The sequence below is a fragment of the Cryobacterium sp. AP23 genome (assembly GCF_054075385.1).
Map to the genome: position 1 here is coordinate 133,883 of NZ_CM133415.1, position 22,103 is coordinate 155,985.

Genomic DNA, 22,103 nt, shown 5'->3' on the forward strand with positions numbered 1-22,103 from the left:
AGCGACAGGTCAGGCTAGGGAGCGTTCGGGCCGGACGTCGCCCCGGACCTTCGTGCAGCGGCGAGGTGACGCTCACCGTCCAGCCGGGCCGCGACCGGGGCCCACAGGATCGCCGTGACCGCGACCCCGAGCAGCAACGCACCGACGGTGTCGGTGAGCCAGTGCGCGCCCAGGTAGGTGCGGCTCAGCATCATCGCCACCGTGTACACCGCCCCGGCCACCCAGACCCACACCCGCGGCACCAGGATCGCCAGGACCGCGGCCGTGATAGTGGCATTGGCCACGTGGCCGGACGGGAACGAACCGAAGTCGAGGTTGGTCAGGACGTTCTCCGGGCGGTCCCGGCCGAAGAAGTGCTTGATCAGCTGCACCGCCGCGCCGGTGACCAGGCTGACCCCGAGGTAGAAGCCGGCCGCCCACGGGCGCCTGGCCAGCAGCAGGGCGACGGTGATGACCGCCGGGAGCACAAAGGTCCCGACCAGGCCGCCGCCGAGGGTGTCCATCACCAGGGCGGCAGCATCCCAGCCCGGGGCTCGATTGGCGCTCACGTCGTTCAGCCACCGGGTGTCGATGGCCATCGGCATGCCCTGTTCGCGCACGACGATCAGGGCACCCAGGCCGACGCTGAGACCCAGGGCGACGAGGCCGCTCACCAGCGGCCACCAGTGCGAGACGCGTCGAGCCCGGGGCTTCGCCGCGCTCTCCGGGTGCTGCTGCGACTCCATCAGGCCATGTTAGGGAGGTTTTCGGCGGAGCGAGCACACAGGGTTGCCGACTCGGGTGCGGGCGCGTAGCCTTCCCAGCGGCATCTACGTGACCGGCATCGGAGGCCGATGGCCATGCACTCGCTCCTGGCGCGCTACGGCACCTTCGCAGCCACCCACGCCTGGCCGGTCCTGGCCGTCTGCCTGGTCATCTTCGGCCTCGTCGCGGGCATCGGCCTGAGCATCGGCCAGGCCACCGACGACACCGTGACACTGCCGAACAGCGAGAGCACCGACGCGCAGGATGCGCTCAACACGTCGTTCCCCGACAGTGCGAAGGGCTCCGGCACGATCGTGCTGTCGGGGGATGCCGGCACCTTCTCCTCGGCGGACGGCACCACCGCGCTGCAGACGCTGGCCACCAGCATCGCCGCCGACAAGCACGTCACCCAGGCGGTGGTGCTGCCCACCGCGGTGAGCTCCGACGGCAGCGTCGCCTACATCAGCGTGTCGTTCGACGTGGTGACCCGGGAGATCACCCCGGAAATCGCCCAACCGGTGCTCGACACCGCCACCGACGGGGCGCCGTCGGGCACCTCGGTGCTGCCCGGCGGCCAGATCGCCACCACCCTCGCCGCCGAACCCACCCACGGCGCCGAGGTCGTCGGGCTGGTGGCGGCGGCGATCATCCTGCTGCTCTCGCTCGGCACCGTCGTGGCGATGTCGCTGCCGATCCTGTCGGCCCTGATTGGGCTGGTCTTCGGGCTCGGCGCCATCGCCCTGCTCAGCCACCTCGGTGCCATCCCCAGCGTCTCGGGCACGATCGCGGCGATGCTCAGCCTCGGCGTCGGGCTGGACTACTCGCTCTTCGTGCTCACCCGGTACCGATCGGTGCGCACCAGCGGTGCCACGGTGCCCGCGGCGGTGGGCCGCGCCATGGCCAGCTCCGGCTCCGCCGTGCTCTTCGCCGGCATCACCGTGATGATCGCCCTCGCCGGGCTGCTGCTGGCCGGGGTTCCGTACCTCAACTCCCTGGCCTGGGTCGCCGCGACCGGCGTGTTCTGCGCCATGCTCACGTGCCTGCTCCTGCTCCCCGCCGTCCTCGGGCTGCTCGGCGACCGGGTGGAACGCCTCTCCATCCGCCGACGCACCACCGGACGCGACAAGCCCGGCTTCTGGCTCGCGCTCGGTGGCGCGACGTCGAAACGCCCCTGGATCTCGCTCGGCGCAAGCGTCATCGTGCTCGGCCTGCTGGCCTTTCCGGCCGCGTCACTGCAGCTGGGCCAGACGGATGCCGGCAACGCGCCGAAGAGCCAGGTCACCCGGCAGAGCTACGACGTCCTCAGCGACGCCTTCGGCCCCGGCGTGAACGGGCCGCTCCTGGTGATCTCCACACTGCCCACCCCCGAACCGGCCGGGCAGGGGGTGACCCCTGACCCGGCCGAGGCCGCCATCACCTCGGCGCTCGGCGGCACCACGGGTGTCGACTCGGTGGTGGGCCCCACGGTGAGCACCGACGGCACCGCGGTGCAGTGGACCGTCATCCCGATCACGGCACCCAGCGACCCGAAGACCGAGAAACTGGTGGACCACCTGCGCAGCAGCGTGCTTCCCAAAGCAGCCGGTGACCTGGACCCGCTCGTGGGCGGCCAGACCGCCGCGAAGGCCGACTTCGCGGTGATCATCGGCAACAGCCTGGTGCTGGTGATCGTCGCGGTGATCGCGGCCAGCGCGGTGCTCCTCTTCTTCGCGTTCCGCTCGGTGGCCATCCCGCTCACGGCGGCGGCGATGAACGTGGTGTCGATCCTCGCCGCCTACGGGGTGCTGGTCTTCGTCTTCCAGGAGGGCAACGGCATCCAGCTCACCGGGTTGGATGCCCCGGTGCCGATCGAGGCCTACGTGCCGCTGCTGCTCTTCGCCGTCCTGTTCGGGCTGTCGATGGACTACCAGGTGTTCCTGCTCAGCGCGATTCAGGAGCACTGGCACACTTTCGCCGACAACCGGCGCGCGGTGGTGGCCGGCATCGGCACGACCGGCCGGGTGATCACCTCGGCGGCACTGATCATGGTGAGCGTGTTCGTGTCGTTCGTACCCAACCCCGACCCGGTCGTGAAGATGTTCGGCGTGGGCCTGGCCGCCGCCGTGCTGGTGGACGCGACCGTCGTGCGTGCCCTCCTGGTGCCGGCGGTGATGACCGTGCTCGGCCGGGCCAACTGGTGGCTGCCTGGCTGGCTCGACAAGCGGATGCCCAACCTCACCATCGAGGGCTGACCCCGCCGGAGCGGCTCACTGCCTGGCCATGATGATGCGCAGCCGTTCGTCCGGGTCGATGAAGTGGTCGTTGTCGTCGTCGCCCAGGTCGATCTGCACCCAGTTGATCCGGCCGGTGAAGCGGCTGTTCCTCGTGGTGTAGTCGGCGGCGACGGGCGTGCCGGATTCGTAGCCCACATCGGTGGTCTCGTCGGCGGAGAAGACCATGGCCTGGGTGGCGCCCACCCGGCCGGTGCCCACCGGTTTGCCGTCGTAGTACAGCGTCACGTCGCCGCCCTTGCCGAGCCCGCCGCCATCGTAGGCGAATTCCATCCGCACCTGGCACTGACCGGCCGGGATCGGTGAATCCGCTTCGGACTTGAACTCCTGGATGCCGAGGACGTTGTAGACGAACACGGCCCGGCCGGCCGTGGCATAGAGGCTCCAGCCGCCGAACCGGCCGCCCTGGGCGATGATCACGCCGTTCGCGCCGCCATCCGGGATGACGACCTCGGCCGTGACCGAGAAGGACTTGTTCTTGATGCTGACCACGCTGTTCTCCGAGAGACGGCCCATGCCGGCGAAGAGGAGCTGGCTGTTGCCCCTGATCAGGGTCGGCCGGCCGGCCACCTCGGGGGTGGCCCGCTCGATGCCACGGTCGTCGATCGGTAGCACGTTGTACTTCGTGGCCTCGATGAGCCAGAGCCGTTGCAGCTTGGCGAGCATCTCCGGGTTCTCCGCGGCCAGGTTGCGGGCCTGGCTGAAGTCCGTGCGGCCGTCATAGAGTTCCCAGACGTCGTCGTCGAAGGCGGGAATCTCGCCGCCGACCATGACCCACGGCGTGCGGTGCTTCGTCACCGCGCTCCAGCCCTTGTAGTACAGGCCGCGGTTGCCGAACATCTCGAAGTACTGCAGGTCGTGGCGTTCCGGGGCCGCCCGGTCGTCGAAGGTGTACAGCATGCTCACACCTTCCATCGGGGACTGCTGCACCCCGTTGACCATGGTCGGCTCAGGCAGGCCCGCCGCCTCGAGGATCGTGGGGGCGATGTCGATGCAGTGGGTGAACTGCTCGCGCAGGCCGCCCTTTTCGGCGATCCCCGTGGGCCAGTGCACGATGGTGCCGTTGCGGGTGCCACCCCAGTGCGAAGCGACCTGCTTGGTCCACTGGAAGGGGGTGTCCATCGCCCACGCCCAGCCCACCGCGTAGTGGTTGTACGAGCTCGGGGTGCCGAACTCTGCCACCTTGGCGGCCATGAACTCGGGCGTTTCGAGGGCGGCCATGCCGTTGAAGTTCGCCATCTCGTTGAAGGCCCCGTTGACGGTGCCCTCGGCGGAGGCCCCGTTGTCGCCGATGATGTAGTAGATGATCGTGTCGTCGAGGATGCCGAGGTCGGCGATGGTGTCGATCACCCGGCCCACGTGGAAATCGGTGTGTTCCAGGAAGCCGGCGTAGACCTCCATTTCCCGTTCCAGCGCCGGTTTGAGGTCGGCGGGCATGTCGTCCCAGGCGGGAATCTCCGCGTGCCGCGGGGTGAGGAGGGCGTCGGCGGGCACCACCCCGAGTTCCTTCTGCCTGGCGAAGGTGCGTTCGCGCTGCACATCCCAGCCGTCGGCGAACTTTCCGGCGTACTTGTCGGCCCACTCCGTGGGCACGTGATGCGGCGCGTGCGTGGCTCCCGGCGCGAAATACACGAAGAACGGCTTGTCGGGCATCAGGGCCTTCTGCGAGCGGATCCAGTTGCTCGCGTGATCGGCCAGATCTTCGGTGAGGTGATAACCCTCCTCCGGGGTGGCCGGCGGTTCCACCGGGGTCGTGCCGTTGTAGAGGGCCGGATCCCACTGGTTGTTCTCCCCGCCGATGAAACCGTAGAACGTCTCGAATCCGCCACCGGCCGATGGCCAGGCGTCGAACGGGCCCATCGGCGACGATTGCCAGACGGGCACTTCGTGGCACTTGCCGAACTGGGCGGTGGAGTAGCCGTTGAGTTTCAGGGTCATTGCCAGCGGCGCCTTGGTGTTGGGCCGCAACGAGCTGTTGCCCGGCGCCGAGGTGGCCGTCTCGGTGATGCTGCCCATGCCCACCGAGTGGTGGTTGCGGCCGGTGAGCAGCGCCTGCCGGGTCGGCGCGCACAGCGCGGTGGTGTGGAACCGGTTGAAGGTGAGCCCGTTGGCGGCGAGCTTCTCGGCGTTGGGCGTGGCGCACGGGCCACCGAAGGCGCTGGACGCGCCGAAGCCGGCATCGTCGATGAGGATGACCAGCACGTTCGGCGCGCCCGCCGGCGGCAGCAGTGGCTCGATCGGCGGGTAGTTGGTGTCCGGATCCTTCGCGTCGTAGGTCGTGAGACCCGGTGCCGGGCGGTCGGGGATCGGCAGCATCGAGCGGGCGTGGCGGTCGGGATTCATGACTTTCCTCCTGGCTCTCCCGGGTGAAAGTAGCGCGGCAGCGTTTGCAGCAGCATCACCCGGTTGTGATGAGGTGCGCGGTACTTTTGCGTCCCTCCGGCGCACACCGATAGCGTTCTTGTAGAGCGGCGCCTGCCGACACCGAACAAAGTTGGACCCTCAATGTCGATGAACCCTGATCCCGCCGCCCGCGATCTCCTCCCGCTCCTGCACGCGCAGAACGCCGCGATCGGTTTCGGCTCGTTCGGCTACGACGACGCCTACGCCCTGGGTACCGCGCTCGTCGAGCGGGCGATCGCTGAGGAACTGGTGGTCACCATTTCGATCACCTTCGGAGAACAGCGCGTGTTCCACGCCGCCCGGCCGGGCACATCCGCGGACAACGACGACTGGCTCGCCCGCAAGTTCCGGGTGGTGAACCGCTACAACCTGCCCACCTTCCTGATCGGCACGAAGTACCGCGCCAGGGGCGGCGACTTCCACGAATCCACCGGCCTGTCCCCGGCCCTGTACATGCCGGCCGGCGGAGCCTTCCCGCTACGCGTGAATGGGTCGTTGATCGGAGTCGTCGGGGTCTCCGGGCTGCCGGAGCAGGACGACCACAACCTCGTCGTGTGGGCGCTTGAAGCCGCGCAGGCGGCGGCCGCAAGCTGAGATGGATTTCCGCCAGCTCCAGCCCGGCCAGATCAGCCGAGTCCACATCGGCTACCGCGACGGCCGTGCCCCCGAGGTGCTGTTCGAGACCGACGCGCTGCTGATCGAGGCCCCGAACTGGACCCTGGACGGTGCCGACCTCATCGTCAACGGTGACGGCCTGCTCTGGTCGCTGGCCAGCGACGGCAGCGCCGGACTGAACCCGATCCGGTACGACGACCTGCCGCCGCTCAACAACGACCACGTGCTGGCCCCCGACGGGGAACACATCTACCTGTCGGCGAACGACTGGCACATCTACCGGGCCCGGCTCTCCGGCGGGCCGGTGACGCGCATCACCAACGTCGGCACACCGCAGCGGATGCACTTCCTGCACGGGGTGAGCCCCGACGGGGCCACGCTCGCCTACATTGGCCTTGAGCCGGCCGCGGGGGGCGTCTGGGCCAGCGGCAACGTCTTCACCATCCCCGCCGGCGGGGGCAGGGACGTGCAGCTCACGACCGGCACGCGCCCCGCGGACGGCTCCGAATACGCCCCGTCCGGTGACTGGATCTACTTCAACACCGAGGCCTTCGAACCCGAACCCGGGCACGCGCAGATCGCCCGGATGCGGGTGGACGGCTCCGGCATCGAACAGCTGACCGACGACGACCGGGTCAACTGGTTTCCCCACCTCGCCCCGGATGGCCGGAGCGCGGTCTACCTGTCGTTCCCGACCGGCACCGAGGGCCACCCGGCGGACCGCTGGGTGGAACTGAAACTCGTCGACGGCGACAACTGGCGGGAACCCCGCACGGTGCAGCGCCTCCCCGGCGGGCAGGGCACCATCAACGTCAACAGCTGGGCGCCCGACAGCGAACGCTTCGCCTACATCAGCTACCCGATCGTGGGCGGCGCCAGCTAGACCGAACCATCAGCTCCACCGAACCATCAGCTCAATCGAACCATCAGCAAGGAGCACCATGACCGACAGCACCCCCGACGCCCAGCCCGGCACTCCGGTGCAGTGGGTCGTGACCACCGAGGCCTCGCCCTGGCAGGTCCAGGACGCCCCAGAGTTCAGCGCGCCGACCGGCATGCCCGATGTCTTCGTGAAGCCGGAGCAGACCCGGCAGACCATCGAGGGCTTCGGCGCAGCCTTCAACGAACTCGGCTGGACCGCCCTGGCCGCGTTGACCGAACAGCAGCGTGAGCAGATCCTCGAGGAGATGTTCGCCCCGGGCGTCGGCGCCAACTTCACCCTGGGGCGGATGCCGATCGGTGCGAACGATTTCTCCCGCGACTGGTACTCCTACGACGAGGTCGACGGCGATTTCGCGCTCGAGCACTTCAGCATCGCCAATGACCTGGACACGCTGGTGCCCTTCATCCGCGCCGCACAGCGGCACCAGCCCGACCTGTCGGTCTGGGCGTCGCCGTGGAGCCCGCCCACCTGGATGAAGACCAACGGGCACTACGCCGGCGCGCTGCCGATGCCGGGCTTCCAGTCGGTGGAGAACGGGCTGCGGCCCGACCAGGTCGGCCGTGAGGGCACCGACATGTTCATCCAGGACGACCGCTACCTGGCGGCGTACGCGGCCTACTTCGGCCGGTTCATCGACGAGTACCGGGCGCTCGGCATCCCGGTCGACATGGTGATGCCGCAGAACGAGTTCAACTCTGCGCAGGTCTTCCCGAGCTGTACCTGGACCCCCGACGGGCTGGCCCGGTTCCTCCGGCACCTCGGCCCGGAGATGGCCTCCCACGGGGTGGCCGTGTTCCTGGGCACGCTCGAACGTGCCGATAGTGCCCTCGTGGACGGCGTCTTCGCCGACGCCGACGCCGCCCGCCACGTCACCGGCCTCGGCATCCAGTGGCACGGCAAGGGGGCGGTGGCGTTCCTACACCGCGACTATCCCGACCTGCGGATCTTCCAGACCGAGCAGGAATGCGGCGACGGCCGGAACGACTGGCGCTACGCCCGCTACGCCTGGACGCTGATGAGGCAGTTCCTCGGCGGCGGCGCCTCCGCATACCTGTACTGGAACCTGGCGCTCGAACGCGGCGGCGTGAGCCGGTGGGGCTGGTCGCAGAACTCGCTCATCACCGTGGATGCCGCGAGCGGGCAGTTCGAGTACACCCACGAGTACCACCTGCTCAAGCACGTGAGCCGGTTCGTGAGCCCGGGCGCCCGCCTGATCGAGACGCTGAGCTATACCGGCTACGAGAACCAGCTGGCGTTCGTCAATCCGGACGGCAGCATCGTGATCGTGATGCAGAACGACACGATCACCGAGCAGCCGGTGAGCCTGCTGGTGGGGGAGAGGGTGCTCGCGGTCACGTTGCCCGCCGATTCCTTCAGCACCTTCGTGATCCCGCCGCAGTAACCACGCGGACCGCCGCGAGATGCCCCCGTGCGGACGAGTTGCCCCGCTGTACCGGGGCAACTCGTCCGAAGCGGGGCAAGTCGGGTCAGTCTGGGCGAGGCGGACCCGCGTCCGGCTAGACGGCTCGAGTGGCCGTGATCGCCGCGACGATGCGCGTCACGCCGAACTCCCACGCGCGGTCGACGTCACCGCCGAGGTTGAAACCGCCGTTCAGCTCCATGCTGATGAATCCGGAGGCCCACGCCGTGAGTAGACGGGCCGCCTCGAGCGCGTCATCTTCCCCGGCCAGCTCGCCGGCGACGCGCAAGACGGCCGCGCTGGCTGCGGCACCGAATTCGGGGCCGGCGACGGGGGTTCCCGCCCCTGGGGTCATCACCAGCTGAAACGCCGCCGGGCGTTCGTGACCGAACGTTCGCAGGGTGTTCGCCAGCTGCACGGGGTCGGTCTGGGCATTCAAGCGGCCGGCAACCTCGGTCAGCGTGGCCTCCGCGACCAGCTGGATCAGCTGGTTGCGGCTCTGCACCCGCTTGTACAGCGAGGGCGTGCGCACCCCCACGCGATGGGCGACGGCCTGCATGGTGAGGCCGGCGAGGCCGTCGTGCTCGAGCAGGTCGCACGCGGCGAGCACGATCGCGTCGAGGGAGGTTCTGTCTGGCGTGGGCATGATCCCAGTATAGCTATTGACGATAGCTATGATGGCTATGTAGCATAGCCATCATGAAACTCGGACCCTCACTCCACCGCATCGGCAACGACATCGTCGCCGCCTACCTCATCGACACCCCGGAGGGTGTCACGGTCATCGACGCCGGCCTCGCGGGCCACTGGCGCGACCTGCTCGCCGAACTCACCACCATGGGCCGCACCCTCGACGACGTCAAGGGCCTGATCCTCACCCACGGCGACTCCGACCACATCGGGTTCGCCGAGCGTCTCCGCCGCGACCACGGCGTGCCGGTGTACGTGCACCCGGGTGACGCCGACCGGGCCAAGGGCGGCGCCAAGCCCGCCAACGCCAAGCAGTCGATGCGTCCGGGAGGGCTGCTGAGCTTTGTGGCGTACTCACTGCGCAAGGGTGGGATGCGCACCACCTACCTGACCGAGGTCGTCGAGACGCACGACGGGGAGACCCTCGATCTGCCCGGTGCACCGCAGATCATCGGCCTGCCCGGGCATTCCGCGGGCAGCATCGCGATCTACGTTCCCATCGCCGACGCCGTATTCGTGGGCGACGGCCTCACGACCCGCCATGTGCTGACCGGCACCAAGGGCCCCCAGCCCGCGCCGTTCACGGACGAGCCGGACCAGGCGATCGCCTCGCTGCGGAGGCTCGTTCCGACCGGTGCGAAATGGGTGCTGCCCGGCCACGGCACCCCGTTCGACGGCGGTGTCGAGGCCGCGGTCCTCGCGGTCGAGACGGCGGCGCGCAGCGCGGGGTAGCTGCTCAGCCGAGACCGGTCGACGCCGCGTGTTCCCGCTGTTCCGCGTCGATCAGGCGGGTGGCGGCGTCGATCAGGGCGAGGTGGGTGAACGCCTGCGGGAAGTTGCCCAGGTGCTGGCCGGTGCTGGCGTCGATCTCCTCGGCGTAGAGCAGCATGGGACCGGCGAAGGAGAGCAGCTTCTCGAAGAGCGCCTCGGCGGCATCGTGCTCACCGATCATCACCAGCGCGGACACCAACCAAAACGAGCAGATGGTGAAGGTGCCTTCCTCGCCGCTCAGGCCGTCGTCGGTGCTCTCCACCCGGTACCTCAGCACCAGCCCATGCTCGGTGAGCTCATCCTTGATCGCCAGCACCGTTGCTGTGACCCGGGCGTCGTCGGCCGGCAGGAACCCCATGATCGGCAGGAGCAGCAGCGACGCATCCAGGTCGGTGCTGTCGTAGTGCTGGGTGAAGACGCCGCGCTCGCTCACCCCGCGCTCGCAGATCTCGGCCTTGATCCGGTTGGCGGCCTCCCGCCACCGTTCGGCCCTGACGGTGTCGCCGCGGCTGCCGGCGATGATGGCGCCACGGTCGGCGGCGACCCAGCACATCACCTTCGACGCCACGAAGTGCTGGGGTTCGCCGCGCATCTCCCAGATCCCCTGGTCGGGTTCGTTGAAGCGCCGGATGGCGGTGTCGACCAGATCGCACAGGTGGCCCCAGGCGGCGGGCGCGATCTGGCCCCCACCGCGCAGGTGCTCCTCGACCGAATCCAACAGCATGCCCCACACGTCATGCTGGTGTTGGTCGAAGGCCCCGTTGCCGATCCGGACCGGTTGGGATCCCCGGTATCCGGACAGATGGTCGAGGGTCTGCTCGGTGAGATCCAGTTCGCCGCCGATGCCGTACATGATCTGCAGGCTCAACGGCCCGTTCGGCCTCCCGCCCGAGACGGCATCCATCATGAACGCAAAGTAGTCGTAGGCCTCGCCGTTCAGCCCGAGCACGTGCAGGGCCCGCAGCATGAAGGCGGTGTCCCGGATCCAGGTGTACCGGTAGTCCCAGTTGCGTTCGCCACCCGGCGTCTCGGGCAGCGAGGTGGTCGCGGCGGCCATGATCGCCCCGGTGGGCGCGTAGCTCAGGCCTTTGAGCGCCAGGGCGCTGCGTTCGATGTGCGGGCGGAACCGGTGGTCGGGGAAGGTGGCGGTGCTCATCCAGTTGCGCCAGGACTTCTCGGTCTGTTCGAGCTGGCTGTGTGCCTCGTCGAGGGACACGGGAATGCCGCCGTCCCAGCTCAGGGCCACGAAGGCGGATTCGCCGGTTTCGAGAGTGCGGTGCCCGGTGCACCGGGCACCCATGATGCCCAGCGGCACCGTGCCGCTGAGGGTGAGGGAGACGCCCGGACCGTCGACGGAGGCACGGTCGTAGCCGGCGCCGTCGAAGTGCCACACGCCCTGCTCCCTGGCGTAGTCGAACAGGGGGAAACAGTTGACCTGGAGCTCGACCCGGCCATCGAAGCAGGTGGCGATGCGGAGCAGGGTCTGCTGGGCGATCGCATCGCCGGGGGAACGACGGTAGTCGTCCCGGCGATGCTCGGCCGGCGGACCCATCACCAGGACGTCCTTGACGGTGAGCCATCCCGTCGGCGTGTGCCAGGTGGTCTCCAGCACCATCGTGCCCGGCAGGTACCGGCGCTGCTGGGGCACCCCGGTGTTCGTCGGCCCGAACCTGAACAGCCCGGCCGAGCGGTCGAGCAGGGCGGCGAACACGCTGGGGCTGTCGGGCCGGGGGAGGCACAGCCACTCGACGGCGCCGTCGGGTGCGATCAGGGTGCTGGCCTCACAGTCGGAGAGGAACGCGTAGTCGGCAATCGGCGGGAACTTCATGAGCGTGACCTCCTGTCTTGCGCCGTTCGAACGAGCGCGGCGGCGTCCGCCGGACTCATGCCCACCACAGTCGACCCCGCCGGTGCCGCCGTCAACGCTCGGCCCCATCGCGCCCGGGCGGGTGCTGCGTAGGCTGGGAGCATGCTCGTTGTCTCCCATGGCCCGCGCGCCGACCTCGCGGCGCTGTGCGAGCGCGGCCTGGACTGGAAAACCGGTGCGAGCCGGGTGCTGCAGGATCCGCGCACCGCCCGGCAGGCCGCGGTGCTCGTGCTGTTCGGCGTGCTGGACACCGTACCGGCACAGTCGCCGACCGCCGCGCCGGGCCACGTACCCCGCGACCTCGACGTGCTGTTGTTGCGCCGGGCAAGCACCCTCGGCAGCCATCCGGGGCAGATCGCCTTCCCGGGCGGCCGGCTGGAGGACTCCGATGCCGGCCCGATCGCGGCCGCGCTGCGGGAGGCCGTGGAAGAGACCGGCCTCGACCCGGACGGCCTTGAGCCGCTCGGCACCCTGCCCGCCATGGCGCTGCCGGTGAGCAACCACCTGGTCACCCCGGTCCCGGCCTGGTGGACCCGCCCGTCCCAGGTGGCCGCGGTGGACCACGCCGAAACCGTCGACGTGTTCCGGGTGCCTGTCGCAGACCTGCTCGACCCGGCCAACCGGGCGAACACCGTACACACCATCGGCGGCGCCACCTATTCGGCGCCGGCCTTCACCGTCGACGGCCGGCTCATCTGGGGCTTCACCGCGATCGTGCTCTCGCGCATGTTCGACGAGCTCGGCTGGGCCGGACCCTGGGACCAGGACAGGGTGGTCCGGCCGGACCGGTAGCCCAAGGCCCGGTGCGCCAGCGCGCTCGCCCGGTCCGGGAACCAACCGGCCGGTGCGGACATTCCCAGGTATGACGGTCACGCGCACGATGGCACTCCTCCACGGAACGATGGTCGCTGCCCTGCTGGCGGGCGCGGGCACCCTGATCGGATGTGCGGGAGCGGCCGAGACCACCGGTGAGGCGGATGCCACAGCGGTGGCGCAACCGGTGGACCCGTTGGCCTGCGGGATCACCGTGACCCCGGCGACGGCGGTATTCGGTGACGAGGTGCGGATCACCAGGCCGGCAACGGATCCGGGGGAGTGCACCACGCTCGACCCCGGTTCGACCCAGACCCTGGAGCTGCGATCCTCGATCCTCGGGTTCACAGCCGAACAGTCGGTGCCGGTCATCGTGGGCGCCGACGGGGCCTTCGAAACGCGGATGCGGATCCCCACCGGCATCCGCCTGGGGGACGCGATCGTGACGGCGATCCCTCCGCCGGAACTGAACTGCGATGGCGCCACGTCCAAGGACACCGGGGAGTGCATCCTGCCGCGCGCCTACTTCGCGGTCGGCTTCGCCTCGGAGGACCTCGAACCGCTCGGGATCACGAGCGTCGACGTCGCTACCCCGGCGCTCCCCACGGACGACGTCCTGCTGGAGTCGTACGCCCTCGCCGGGCCCGGACCCCAGGAGCTGACCGTTGTGGTCTACGGCTCCAGCTGCGAGACCCGGCCTGCCACCTACCTGCGCACCGCGCCGGCCGACACCCTCCAGCTCGTCAGCGCCGTCGAGGTGCCGCCCGGCGAGGGCTGCGACACCCTGGCGATGCCGTGGACCACCGTGATCGAGATTCCCGAGGGGTTCTCCGGCTACCGCACGGTGACAGTGGACAACGTGGAGGCTGTCCTCCTGGCCGGCTGAGCGGATAATCCGCCCGGCGTGGAACCGACCGTCCCGGACGGACATTATTAGGTATGACCGCAGCCCGGGGGACCAACGAGTACGAGGTATGGGCGCGAGCCGTCGAGGGGGACGCGGGGGCGTTCGGGGAGCTGTTCGACCTGCACCGGGACCGGGTTTTCGGGCACGCCCTGCGGGCGCTCGCCTCGCGGGCGGACGCGGAGGATGCCACGGCGATCGTATTCCTCGAACTCTGGCGGCACCGCCGTCGGGCGCGGGTGGTGAACGGCTCGGTGATCGGTTGGCTGCTGGTCACCACCAACAACGTCTGCCGCAACCAGGCCCGATCGGCTCGGCGCTACCGCCTGGCCCTGTCGAAACTCTCACCGGAGCGGGCCCATCCGGACCCGTCGGACGAACTCGGTGCCGAGCTGGACCGTGCCCGGAGCGCGCCGGGGGTGCGCGAGGTCTTCGCCCAGCTGAGCCCACGCGACCAAGACATCCTGACCCTCTGCGTGCTGGAGGAACTCACCACCGCCGAGGCAGCGCTGGCCCTGCGGATCCCGATCGGAACCGTGAAATCACGGCTGTACCGGGCCAAGAAACGGATGGCCGAGCTGATGCTGCAGGCCACGCCCGACATCCACGAGGGATGGAGCCTCTGATGACCACACCGCACCCGGATGACCAGGGCACCGATCGTGCGCCCTTCGATCCGCGCCGCAGCGCCGAGATCCGCAGCCTGCTGGTGCGCACCGTGGCCGCCACCCCGCGGCCCCGCCGGGCCCGGCTGTCCCGGACGGCGTTCGCGCTGGCCGCGTCGGCGGCGCTCCTGTTCGCCGGCGGCATCGGGGCCGGCACCGTCGTGGCCTACGGCCGGGTGACCGACGACATCGTCGCCCAAAACGCCAGCGCACCGGCGGTCACCGAGACCGTCACCGAGAGCCTCGAGGGGGCGGAAAGCCTCAGCGGCGGGCAGACGGATTCCGCCGCGTCGGACGCCGCTGCCGACTCGGACCTTTCCGCACCAGGCGGGGGAGACCTCGCCCCGATCCTCACCCTGAACGGCGAGACCGGCTACGCCTACCGCGGCGACCTGCAGGCAGCCCAGCTCCTCCTGCTGGGTGCCACCGCCGATAGCGCCGAGTCCGGCGTGTCCCCGGCGTCCGCCGGGCAGGTGCCCATCTACCGGGCCGACGGCGTGACCGTGCTCGGCTACCTCGATCCGGCCTCGCTGGTCCCCTGATGCCGGACCGGGCTGTCCTCGCGGCGTTGCTGCTGACCAGCCTGGCGGCGCTGGGCGGATGCTCGGCCAGCGACGGAACACCAGCCCCGCCGATCGCCCACACCGACCGGCTCGGCTGCGGCATTGTAGTGACGCCGGCCGCGGCGCTGGTCGGTGGGGAGGTCGTGGTCTCCCGCCCGCCCGCCGGGCCCGGCGACCGCTGCACAACCCTTGCCCCCGGCACGACCCAGACCCTCGAACTGCGGTCCGTGCACGTGAACGACCCCGTCCGCCAGACCGCCACCGTCACGGTCGGAGACGACGGTTCGTTCGAAGCGACCCTGCCGGTGCCCACCGGCATCCGTCTGGAACGGGTGGTGGTCACGGCGATCCCGCCGGCGGGGTCGGACTGCACTGCGGCCGCTGCCGCTGCAGGTACCCCCGACGACTGCTATTTCCCGCGGGCGATGTTCACGGCGGCGTTCGACCCGGCGGATCTCTCACCGGTGCGAATCATCAGCACCGACGCCGCCATGCCGGCCCTCCCGGCCGATGACGGCGACCAGGACTCCTACGCGCAGGCCAGACCGGGGCCGCACGAGCTGACGCTGGTGATTTTCGATTCAGGATGCGCCTCCCGGCCCGCCGCGTACCGGCACGATGCCGCGGCGGGCAACCTGGAGATCGTGAGCGAGGTCATCATCCCCGCCGAAGCAGACGGCTGCACCGAGCAGCTGGCCCCGTGGACGACGGTGATCGCGGTCCCGAAGGGGTACCGCGATTACACCATCGTGACGGTGGACAACCTCAGCACCGTCCTGCTGGACTAGTGCGAGTCCGTCGCCTTGACGACGGGCTCGCCCTCGACCTGGCCGCGGTCGGCCTTGGCGGCATCCCCACGGGTCTTCGCCAGGCTCGCGATGGTGGCCACGGCAACGGTCGCGCCGATGAAGACCAGCGAGAACCAGATCGGGATCTCGGGCACCCACAGCACCGGTTCGCCGCCGTTGATGAACGGCAGCTCGTTGACGTGCAGCGCGTGGAAGACCAGCTTGAGGCCGATGAAGCCGAGGATCACGGCGAGGCCCTGCGAGAGGTAGACCAGGCGTTCCAGCAGCCCGCCGATGAGGAAGAACAGCTGGCGCAGGCCCATCAGTGCGAAGGCGTTCGCGGTGAAGACGATGTACGCCTCCGACGTGAGCCCGTAGATCGCGGGGATCGAGTCGATGGCGAAGACCAGGTCGATGAAGCCGATCGCGATGATGGTGAGCAGCATCGGGGTGACAAAACGCTTGCCGTTGATCTTGGTGGTGAGCTTGTCGCGGTCGTACTCGTCGGTCACCGGCAGCACCCGGCGGGCCAGGCGCACGAAGAGGTTGTCGGCGGGGTTGCCCTCGTGGCCACGCACCTGCATGTAGGCCAGCACGAACAGGAGCGCACCGAACAGGTAGAACACCCAGGAGAAGTTCTCGATCAGCGCGGCACCCACGGCGATGAACCCGCCGCGCATGATCAGCGCGATGATGATGCCGAACATCAGCACCTTCTGCTGGTACGCCTTGGGCACGGAGAACGCCGCCATCACGATCAGGAAGACGAACAGGTTGTCGATCGACAGTGCCTTCTCGGTGAGGTACCCGGCGAAGTACTCGCCGCCGTAGGTCCAGCCGGAGACGACGCCGATGCCCACGCCGAACAGCAGGGCGAGACCGATGTAGAAGGCGGACCAGCGGGCGGATTCGCCCACCGTCGGCTCATGCGGCTTGCGCACATGCGCGAAGAATTCGTAGGCGAAGAAGGCGATCGTCACAGCAATGGTGATGATCCAGATGAGGGGAGTGATATTCAAGGAGAGCTCCAGGGCATGGGGTATGGACGGAGATCAAGGTCTCTTCCACCCGGGCGCCTGGAGGCGATCGAGCCGGCGTCCCGGGACTCTTCGTTAAGTCCGTATTGACGGGTGCGCCGCGTGGGAGTACTCCCCTTGCTGAAACCAGCATAGGGCACGGTCCTGGCAAAACGCCCGGGGTCAGCCCCAGACCGAAAGGTCGGAGGGTATCTTCTCGCCGTCCTTGCGCGCATACCGGCGGGCGCGATGCCACCAGGGGACCCTCCGTGCGGTCACGACGCCCAGGAGCACACCCATCGCCATCAGCAGGCCCCCGGTGATCGCGTACAGCCAGATCAGGTGCGAGTAGGTGGGAATCCAGAGGAAGGCGTAGGCGCCGAGCCCGACGAAGGCCGCCGAGAAGACGATGATGATCCAGGGGTTGTTCGACTTGAAGATGAGGGCGTTGCCGTAGGCGAGGTCCGCGTTCTTACGCGGCTCGGGGCCGACGACCCGCACGATCTCCTCCATCCGAACGAGTTCCTGGACGCGCCGGGCATCACCGGGCCGGAACCCCTCGAGCTCGAGCCAGCCGGATCCGCGGGCAGGGTCGGAGTAGGCGTAGGCGAATTCCCGGTCGGTGCGGGATGGGTTCAGCGGGCTGAGGAACCGCATCGCCGAGGACCCGACCGTGATGGGAAGCGGTGCCGGCGGCAGCTGCTCCAGGAATTCTGCCGGTGCCGGCGCCCCGGATGCATCGTGCGTCTGATGCATCCGGATCGCCGGTCGGCCCGGGCGTGCCGGTGACTCCGCGCTCATGTCTCATCCCCCCGGTTGAGTAGTGCGTCGAGCCTAGTAGCGGCGCGGCGGCCGCTCGGACCGGTCGCCCTGCTGCGGGCGGTCGTTGCGGCCCGCGGAGGCGCCGTTGTCGGCGTGGATCTCGATGAGCTTGCCGCTGATGCGGGTCGCCGAGAGACGACCGAGAACGTCGCTGGACAGGTCGGCGGGCAGGTCCACCAGGGAGTACTCGGGCAGGATCTGGATCGCACCGAAGTCTTCCCGGCTCAGGCCACCCTCGTTGGCGAGGGCGCCGACGATCTGGCGCGGCTCCACCTTGTGGCGCTTGCCGACCTCGATGCGGAACGAGGCCATGGCCCGGTTGCTGTCCCGTGAGCGGCGCTCGGGGCGTTCGCTGCGCAGCGGGCGGTCGTCGCGGCTGCCGCGGTCGTCGCGGCTGCCGCGATCGTCCCTGCGATCGTTGCGTGCGGGCCGGTCGCGGTCGCGGTGCTCGGTGCGCTCACGGTCGAAACGCTGCGCGGCGCGCACGTCGTCGGCGTTGAGCAGCAGCGGGGTCTCACCCTGCGAGACCACGGCGAGGGCGGCGGCGACGTCGGCCTCCGGCACATCGTGGTGGGACACGTAGTGGCCGACGATGTCGCGGAACGCGGCGATGCGCGCGGTTTCTTCGAGGGCCGCGGTGATGGCGTCGTCGAAGCGGGCGAGCCGGGTGACGTTGACGTCTTCCACGCTGGGCAGCTGCATCTGGGTGAGCGGCTGGCGGGTGGCCCGCTCGATCGCGGTGAGCAGGTGACGCTCACGCGGGGTGACGAAGCTGATCGCGGCGCCGCTGCGGCCCGCGCGGCCGGTGCGGCCGATGCGGTGCACGTAGGACTCGGTGTCGATCGGGATGTCGTAGTTGATGACGTGGCTGATCCGCTCCACGTCCAGGCCGCGGGCGGCGACGTCCGTGGCGACCAGGATGTCCAGCTTGCCGCTCTTCAGCTGCTCCACGGTGCGCTCACGCTGTACCTGGGGAACGTCGCCGTTGATCGCGGTGGCGGAGTAGCCGCGGGCACGCAGCTTCTCGGCGAGCGTCTCGGTCTCGTTCTTGGTGCGGGTGAAGACGATCATGCCCTCGAAGTTCTCCACCTCGAGGATGCGGGTGAGCGCGTCGACCTTCTGCGGGTACGAGACCAGCAGGTAGCGCTGGGTGGTGTTCGCCGAGGTCGTGGTCTTGTTCTTGACCGTGATCTCTTCGGGGTTGTTCAGGTACTGCTTGGAGATACGGCGGATCGCGGCGGGCATGGTGGCGGAGAACAGGGCCACCTGCTTGTCGTCCGGGGTGTCGGCGAGGATCGTCTCGACGTCCTCGGCGAAGCCCATCTTGAGCATCTCGTCGGCCTCGTCCAGCACCAGGTACTTGAGCTGGGTGAGGTCGAGGGTGCCCTTTTCGAGGTGGTCCATGATGCGGCCGGGCGTACCGACGACAACGTGCACGCCACGGCGGAGCGCGGAGAGCTGGATGCCGTAACCCTGTCCGCCGTAGACGGGAAGAACATGCACACCCTTCATGTGGGCGGCGTACTTCTCGAACGCCTCACAGACCTGCAGGGCGAGTTCGCGGGTGGGTGCGAGCACCAGGGCCTGGGGGCTCTTCTGGGAGAGGTCGAGCCGGGAGAGGATCGGCAGCGCGAACGCGGCGGTCTTGCCGGTTCCGGTCTGGGCGAGGCCCACGACGTCGCGGCCGTCGAGCAGCGGCGGGATCGTGGCGGCTTGGATGGCAGAAGGCGTCTCGTAGCCGACGTCCTTGAGAGCCTTGAGTACGGAGTCGCTCAGTCCAAGCTCGGAAAAGTTGATGGTCGTTCGGGCAGCATCTGCCTCGGTCGGTGCAGATGTATCAGGAGGCGTCATACTACTACGGTAGTCGGTCGGAGAACGTACCCCGTTCGGGAGAGCAAAATCCGTGCCCGCAGGGTCACGCCGAGAGGGACAACCCGGCGTCCACATCCGTCACCGCGAACTCCGCCGCAGCGGCCGGAACCGCCTGGGCGTGGGTCCTGCGCACCACCGCGAACGCCTGTTGCAGGTCCGCGAGCAGGTCGTCTTCGTCTTCGATGCCGACCGACAGCCGCACCAGGCCCGGGTAGATGCCGAGCCGGTCGCGCTCCTCGGCGCTCAGGTGCGCGTGCGAGGTCGTGCCGGGGTGCAACACGAGCGAGCGCACATCGCCGAGGTGCGACATCCGGCTGAACAGTTCGAGGGCGTCGATCAGGGTGCGGGCATCCGCGATGCCGCCGCGCAGGGTGAACCCGAACACGGATCCGGTGCCGCGAGGGTAGTACCGCCGGGCGATGGCGTGCGACGGGTTCGACGGCAGGCCGGGGTAGTCCACCGACTCCACCTCCGGCTGGGCCTCGAGCCAGCGGGCCACGGTGAGGGCGTTCCGCGAGTGCTGGCCCACCCGCAGGGAGAGAGTCTCCAGGCCCTGCTGCAGCAGGAAGGCGTTCAGGGGCGACAGCACCGGCCCGAGCCGCCCGGCGATGATGGTGCGGGTGTACTCGAGGTAGGCGGTGGTGCCGAACTTCTCCACCAGCGTCGGGGTGCCGGCGCCTCCGATGGGGGTGTTGAACTGCGGGAACTTGTCGGGGTACGCGGCCCAGTCGAAGGTGCCGCCGTCGATGACCACACCGGCCAGGGAGGCGCCGTGGCCGCTGAGGAACTTGCTGGCCGAATGCACCACGATGGAGGCGCCGTGATCGAGGGGCCGGATCAGGTACGGGGTGGAGGCCGTGCTGTCGATCACGAACGGGAGCCCCGACTCGTGGGCGAAGGCGGCGATCTGGCCGATGTCGATCAGGTCGTTCTTGGGGTTGGGGATGGTCTCGCCGTAGATGGCGCGGGTGTTGGGGCGTACCCGGCGGCGCCAGTCGTCGATGTCGTGCGGGTTGTCGACGAACTCCACCTCGATGCCGAACCGGGCGAAGTTCTCCCGGAACAGGGTCTTCGATCCCTCGTACAGGCTGGGTGCGGAGAGGAAGTGGTCGCCGGCCCGCAGGATGCCCAGCAGCGCGACGGTGATCGCGGCCTGGCCGCTGGCGACCAGCAGCGAATCCACGCCGTGTTCCAGCGCGGTGAGCTTGGCCTCGACCGCCGCGTTGGTGGGGTTGGCGTAGCGGGTGTAGACGAGGCCGCCGTCCTGGCCCGCGAACCGGGCCTGGGCGTGGTCGAAGGAGTCGAAGACGAAACCGGCGGTGAGGTAGATCGGGGTGATGCGCGCGCCGAAGTCGCCGCCGACGATCTCGCCGGCGTGCACCTGCTCGGTGGCGAACCCGAAGTGGTCCTGGCCGTACGGTGTGGCGGTGGTGGTCATGGTGCTGGTCCCTCTCGGCCTGTCCTGCTTGACGTGCCACGCTACGTGGCGGAGGGGCGGGCGACAATCAGCCCGGTTCACAGAGCGACACAATCGAGCGCAGCCGGCCCGGGCCGCTGAGACTGGAACCATGGCACACCTGCAGCATTTCGGATGGTTCTTCGGTCGCGGCTTCGGCCCCCAGGGTTGGGGGCGGCCCGACTACCGCTGGAACTACGAGTGGCAGAAGCCGGCCATCTACCAGCAGTCGGTGCGCGAACTCGAGCAGGCCGGCTTCGACCTGCTGATCATCGAGGACGCCCTGTCGCTCGGCTCGCCCGAGACCCTGAACCTGCGGGTGAACTCGGCCTACGGCGGCCCGAAGCACGACCCGCTGATGCTGGCCCCGTACCTGTTCGACGTCACCAGCCACCTCGGTGTCGCCCCGACCGTGAACGCCGGCGCCTACCCGCCGTACCTGGCCGCCCGGCAATTCGCGACGCTGCAGCACCTCAGCAGCAACCGGTTCGGCCTCAACGTCGTCACCGACGTCAAGAGCGCCCGGCACTTCGGGGTGCCGGAACTCGGCCACGACGCCGCCTACGACCGGGCGGAGGAATGGCTCAGCGGCATCCGCCGGCTCTGGCACAGCTGGGGTGCCGGCGCCCACGTGGACAACGCCGCCACCGGCCAGTTCGCGGATGCGGCGAAGCTGGACGCCTTCCAGCACGACGGGGAGTATTTCCGGTTCGACGGTCCGTTAAACGCGTTGCCGTTCGACGACGGCGACCCCGTCGTCGTGTCGCCGGGCGGCTCCGGCCGGGGTCTGGGCTTCGCCGGCGCGCACTCGGACGTGCAGCTGGCCCTGGCGCCGTTGACCACCGAGAGCGTCACCGCGTACCGGGCGAAGATCCACGCCGCCGCCCGCGAGCGCGGCCGGGTGCCGTCTGACATCAACATCCTGTTCGTGCTCACCCCGGAGATCGTGGCGAGCGAGGAGGAAGTGGAAAGGATCGTGTCCGCGGCCGCGCATCCCTCCGACGACGCGCTGCGCCAGGTCCTGGCGGCCCAGTCCAGCGACCTCGAGACCGACCTGACGGTGCTCGACCTGGACAAGCCGATCGGTCCGGGCGTGTTCGGCCAGCACGTCTCCCAGGGCACCATCAACAACCTGGTGGGCGCCGGCGGTGACATCGGCACGGATACCCTGCGCCAGATCGCCTCCCGCAAGGCACGGAAGGGCAAGATCAGCGACAGGACCGGCTTCGTGGGCACCGCCGGGCAGTTCGCCGACTTCATCGAGGAGCTGGGTGAGACCGCCGACAACGACGGGTTCATCATCAACGGGGACCTGCACCCCGTGACCGTGCACCGGATGCTCGACCAGCTGGTGCCGGAACTGCGCCACCGCGGCATCCTGCGCGACTCCTTCGGCGGGGGTGGGTTGCGGGCGAACCTCACCGACTTCTGAGCAAGCGGATTTGGCAGAATACCCGGAAGGGGTTCGACCTGGGACCTGT

Annotated in this window: 19 protein-coding genes; 11 read left to right on the plus strand and 8 right to left on the minus strand. The window is 69.2% G+C overall.

Annotated features, from left to right (window positions below; translation table 11 throughout):
* Positions 1-14: 14 nt before the first annotated feature.
* Positions 15-725: a phosphatase PAP2 family protein gene (locus tag ACU5E9_RS00665; RefSeq protein WP_456811728.1), complete on the minus strand. Its 711-nt coding sequence runs from the start codon at positions 723-725 to the stop codon at positions 15-17.
* 108 nt (positions 726-833) lie between these two features.
* On the opposite strand from ACU5E9_RS00665, the gene ACU5E9_RS00670 reads away from it, so the two are divergent.
* Positions 834-2,975, plus strand: coding sequence for an MMPL family transporter (locus tag ACU5E9_RS00670; protein ID WP_456811729.1), 2,142 nt, complete (start codon positions 834-836; stop codon positions 2,973-2,975).
* Between the two features lie 15 nt (positions 2,976-2,990).
* On the opposite strand, the gene ACU5E9_RS00675 is transcribed toward ACU5E9_RS00670, so the two are convergent.
* Positions 2,991-5,357 carry an arylsulfatase gene (locus ACU5E9_RS00675; protein WP_456811730.1) on the minus strand — a complete coding sequence of 789 codons (2,367 nt, stop codon included), beginning with the start codon at positions 5,355-5,357 and terminating at the stop codon, positions 2,991-2,993.
* A gap of 162 nt (positions 5,358-5,519) precedes the next feature.
* On the opposite strand from ACU5E9_RS00675, the gene ACU5E9_RS00680 reads away from it, so the two are divergent.
* From ACU5E9_RS00680 to ACU5E9_RS00690, 3 genes are read left to right on the plus strand one after another with little or no spacing between them, the layout of a single operon-like run.
* Positions 5,520-6,011, plus strand: a complete 492-nt coding sequence (locus ACU5E9_RS00680) for a heme-degrading domain-containing protein (RefSeq protein ID WP_456811731.1) — start codon at positions 5,520-5,522, stop codon at positions 6,009-6,011.
* A 1-nt stretch (position 6,012) separates the two neighbouring features.
* Positions 6,013-6,915 carry a TolB family protein gene (locus ACU5E9_RS00685; RefSeq protein WP_456811732.1) on the plus strand — a complete coding sequence of 301 codons (903 nt, stop codon included), beginning with the start codon at positions 6,013-6,015 and terminating at the stop codon, positions 6,913-6,915.
* Between the two features lie 58 nt (positions 6,916-6,973).
* Positions 6,974-8,377 (plus strand): glycoside hydrolase family 30 protein, encoded by a 1,404-nt coding sequence (locus ACU5E9_RS00690; RefSeq protein WP_456811733.1) that lies wholly within the window; start codon positions 6,974-6,976, stop codon positions 8,375-8,377.
* A 115-nt stretch (positions 8,378-8,492) separates the two neighbouring features.
* On the opposite strand, the gene ACU5E9_RS00695 is transcribed toward ACU5E9_RS00690, so the two are convergent.
* Positions 8,493-9,041 (minus strand): TetR/AcrR family transcriptional regulator, encoded by a 549-nt coding sequence (locus ACU5E9_RS00695; RefSeq protein WP_456811734.1) that lies wholly within the window; start codon positions 9,039-9,041, stop codon positions 8,493-8,495.
* A gap of 53 nt (positions 9,042-9,094) precedes the next feature.
* Between ACU5E9_RS00695 and ACU5E9_RS00700 the strand changes: the two genes are divergently transcribed.
* Positions 9,095-9,817 (plus strand): MBL fold metallo-hydrolase, encoded by a 723-nt coding sequence (locus ACU5E9_RS00700; protein WP_456811735.1) that lies wholly within the window; start codon positions 9,095-9,097, stop codon positions 9,815-9,817.
* Between the two features lie 4 nt (positions 9,818-9,821).
* Here the strand turns inward: ACU5E9_RS00700 and ACU5E9_RS00705 are convergent, their stop codons facing one another.
* A complete protein-coding gene (locus ACU5E9_RS00705) occupies positions 9,822-11,684 on the minus strand; it encodes a glycoside hydrolase family 15 protein (protein ID WP_456811736.1) in 1,863 nt (620 codons plus the stop codon).
* A gap of 141 nt (positions 11,685-11,825) precedes the next feature.
* Between ACU5E9_RS00705 and ACU5E9_RS00710 the strand changes: the two genes are divergently transcribed.
* The 5 genes from ACU5E9_RS00710 (at position 11,826) to ACU5E9_RS00730 (ending at position 15,456) form a co-directional block, all read left to right on the plus strand.
* A complete protein-coding gene (locus tag ACU5E9_RS00710; RefSeq protein WP_456811737.1) occupies positions 11,826-12,515 on the plus strand; it encodes an NUDIX hydrolase in 690 nt (229 codons plus the stop codon).
* Positions 12,516-12,585: 70 nt separating this feature from the next.
* Positions 12,586-13,422 carry a hypothetical protein gene (locus ACU5E9_RS00715; protein WP_456811738.1) on the plus strand — a complete coding sequence of 279 codons (837 nt, stop codon included), beginning with the start codon at positions 12,586-12,588 and terminating at the stop codon, positions 13,420-13,422.
* 53 nt (positions 13,423-13,475) lie between these two features.
* The gene (locus tag ACU5E9_RS00720; protein ID WP_456811739.1) at positions 13,476-14,066 is read left to right on the plus strand and encodes an RNA polymerase sigma factor; all 591 of its coding nucleotides are present in this window, start codon (positions 13,476-13,478) and stop codon (positions 14,064-14,066) included.
* Positions 14,066-14,647, plus strand: coding sequence for a hypothetical protein (locus ACU5E9_RS00725; RefSeq protein ID WP_456811740.1), 582 nt, complete (start codon positions 14,066-14,068; stop codon positions 14,645-14,647). Before ACU5E9_RS00720 ends, ACU5E9_RS00725 begins: the two co-directional genes overlap by 1 nt.
* Positions 14,647-15,456, plus strand: coding sequence for a hypothetical protein (locus tag ACU5E9_RS00730; protein WP_456811741.1), 810 nt, complete (start codon positions 14,647-14,649; stop codon positions 15,454-15,456). Before ACU5E9_RS00725 ends, ACU5E9_RS00730 begins: the two co-directional genes overlap by 1 nt.
* Here ACU5E9_RS00730 and ACU5E9_RS00735 read toward each other — a convergent pair.
* The 4 genes from ACU5E9_RS00735 to ACU5E9_RS00750 all read right to left on the minus strand — a co-directional run bounded on the left by ACU5E9_RS00735 (position 15,453) and on the right by ACU5E9_RS00750 (position 20,604).
* A complete protein-coding gene (locus ACU5E9_RS00735; RefSeq protein ID WP_456811742.1) occupies positions 15,453-16,475 on the minus strand; it encodes a TerC family protein in 1,023 nt (340 codons plus the stop codon). The two genes, ACU5E9_RS00730 and ACU5E9_RS00735, sit on opposite strands and share 4 nt — an antisense overlap.
* A 180-nt stretch (positions 16,476-16,655) precedes the next feature.
* A complete protein-coding gene (locus ACU5E9_RS00740; protein ID WP_456811743.1) occupies positions 16,656-17,228 on the minus strand; it encodes a hypothetical protein in 573 nt (190 codons plus the stop codon).
* Positions 17,229-17,306: 78 nt separating this feature from the next.
* Entirely contained in the window at positions 17,307-19,145 is a 1,839-nt protein-coding gene (locus ACU5E9_RS00745; protein ID WP_456811744.1) for a DEAD/DEAH box helicase, read from the minus strand.
* A gap of 64 nt (positions 19,146-19,209) precedes the next feature.
* On the minus strand, positions 19,210-20,604 hold the full coding sequence (locus ACU5E9_RS00750) for an O-acetylhomoserine aminocarboxypropyltransferase/cysteine synthase family protein (protein WP_456811745.1): 1,395 nt from the start codon (positions 20,602-20,604) through the stop codon (positions 19,210-19,212).
* A gap of 130 nt (positions 20,605-20,734) precedes the next feature.
* Here ACU5E9_RS00750 and ACU5E9_RS00755 point away from each other — a divergent pair, with 130 nt between their 5' ends.
* Positions 20,735-22,054 (plus strand): LLM class flavin-dependent oxidoreductase, encoded by a 1,320-nt coding sequence (locus tag ACU5E9_RS00755; protein ID WP_456811746.1) that lies wholly within the window; start codon positions 20,735-20,737, stop codon positions 22,052-22,054.
* The last annotated feature ends 49 nt before the right edge of the window (positions 22,055-22,103 follow it).

Bases quoted from the DNA above. Each gene is read 5' to 3' on its own strand.
- ACU5E9_RS00675 (WP_456811730.1), bottom strand. From the start codon at position 5,357: ATGAATCCCGACCGCCACGCCCGCTCGATGCTGCCGATCCCCGACCGC.
- ACU5E9_RS00665 (WP_456811728.1), bottom strand. From the start codon at position 725: ATGGAGTCGCAGCAGCACCCGGAGAGCGCGGCGAAGCCCCGGGCTCGA.
- ACU5E9_RS00755 (WP_456811746.1), top strand. From the start codon at position 20,735: ATGGCACACCTGCAGCATTTCGGATGGTTCTTCGGTCGCGGCTTCGGC.
- ACU5E9_RS00740 (WP_456811743.1), bottom strand. From the start codon at position 17,228: ATGCATCAGACGCACGATGCATCCGGGGCGCCGGCACCGGCAGAATTC.
- ACU5E9_RS00690 (WP_456811733.1), top strand. From the start codon at position 6,974: ATGACCGACAGCACCCCCGACGCCCAGCCCGGCACTCCGGTGCAGTGG.
- ACU5E9_RS00695 (WP_456811734.1), bottom strand. From the start codon at position 9,041: ATGCCCACGCCAGACAGAACCTCCCTCGACGCGATCGTGCTCGCCGCG.
- ACU5E9_RS00715 (WP_456811738.1), top strand. From the start codon at position 12,586: ATGACGGTCACGCGCACGATGGCACTCCTCCACGGAACGATGGTCGCT.
- ACU5E9_RS00700 (WP_456811735.1), top strand. From the start codon at position 9,095: ATGAAACTCGGACCCTCACTCCACCGCATCGGCAACGACATCGTCGCC.
- ACU5E9_RS00750 (WP_456811745.1), bottom strand. From the start codon at position 20,604: ATGACCACCACCGCCACACCGTACGGCCAGGACCACTTCGGGTTCGCC.
- ACU5E9_RS00720 (WP_456811739.1), top strand. From the start codon at position 13,476: ATGACCGCAGCCCGGGGGACCAACGAGTACGAGGTATGGGCGCGAGCC.
- ACU5E9_RS00730 (WP_456811741.1), top strand. From the start codon at position 14,647: ATGCCGGACCGGGCTGTCCTCGCGGCGTTGCTGCTGACCAGCCTGGCG.
- ACU5E9_RS00685 (WP_456811732.1), top strand. From the start codon at position 6,013: ATGGATTTCCGCCAGCTCCAGCCCGGCCAGATCAGCCGAGTCCACATC.
- ACU5E9_RS00745 (WP_456811744.1), bottom strand. From the start codon at position 19,145: ATGACGCCTCCTGATACATCTGCACCGACCGAGGCAGATGCTGCCCGA.
- ACU5E9_RS00680 (WP_456811731.1), top strand. From the start codon at position 5,520: ATGTCGATGAACCCTGATCCCGCCGCCCGCGATCTCCTCCCGCTCCTG.
- ACU5E9_RS00670 (WP_456811729.1), top strand. From the start codon at position 834: ATGGCCATGCACTCGCTCCTGGCGCGCTACGGCACCTTCGCAGCCACC.
- ACU5E9_RS00705 (WP_456811736.1), bottom strand. From the start codon at position 11,684: ATGAAGTTCCCGCCGATTGCCGACTACGCGTTCCTCTCCGACTGTGAG.
- ACU5E9_RS00725 (WP_456811740.1), top strand. From the start codon at position 14,066: ATGACCACACCGCACCCGGATGACCAGGGCACCGATCGTGCGCCCTTC.
- ACU5E9_RS00710 (WP_456811737.1), top strand. From the start codon at position 11,826: ATGCTCGTTGTCTCCCATGGCCCGCGCGCCGACCTCGCGGCGCTGTGC.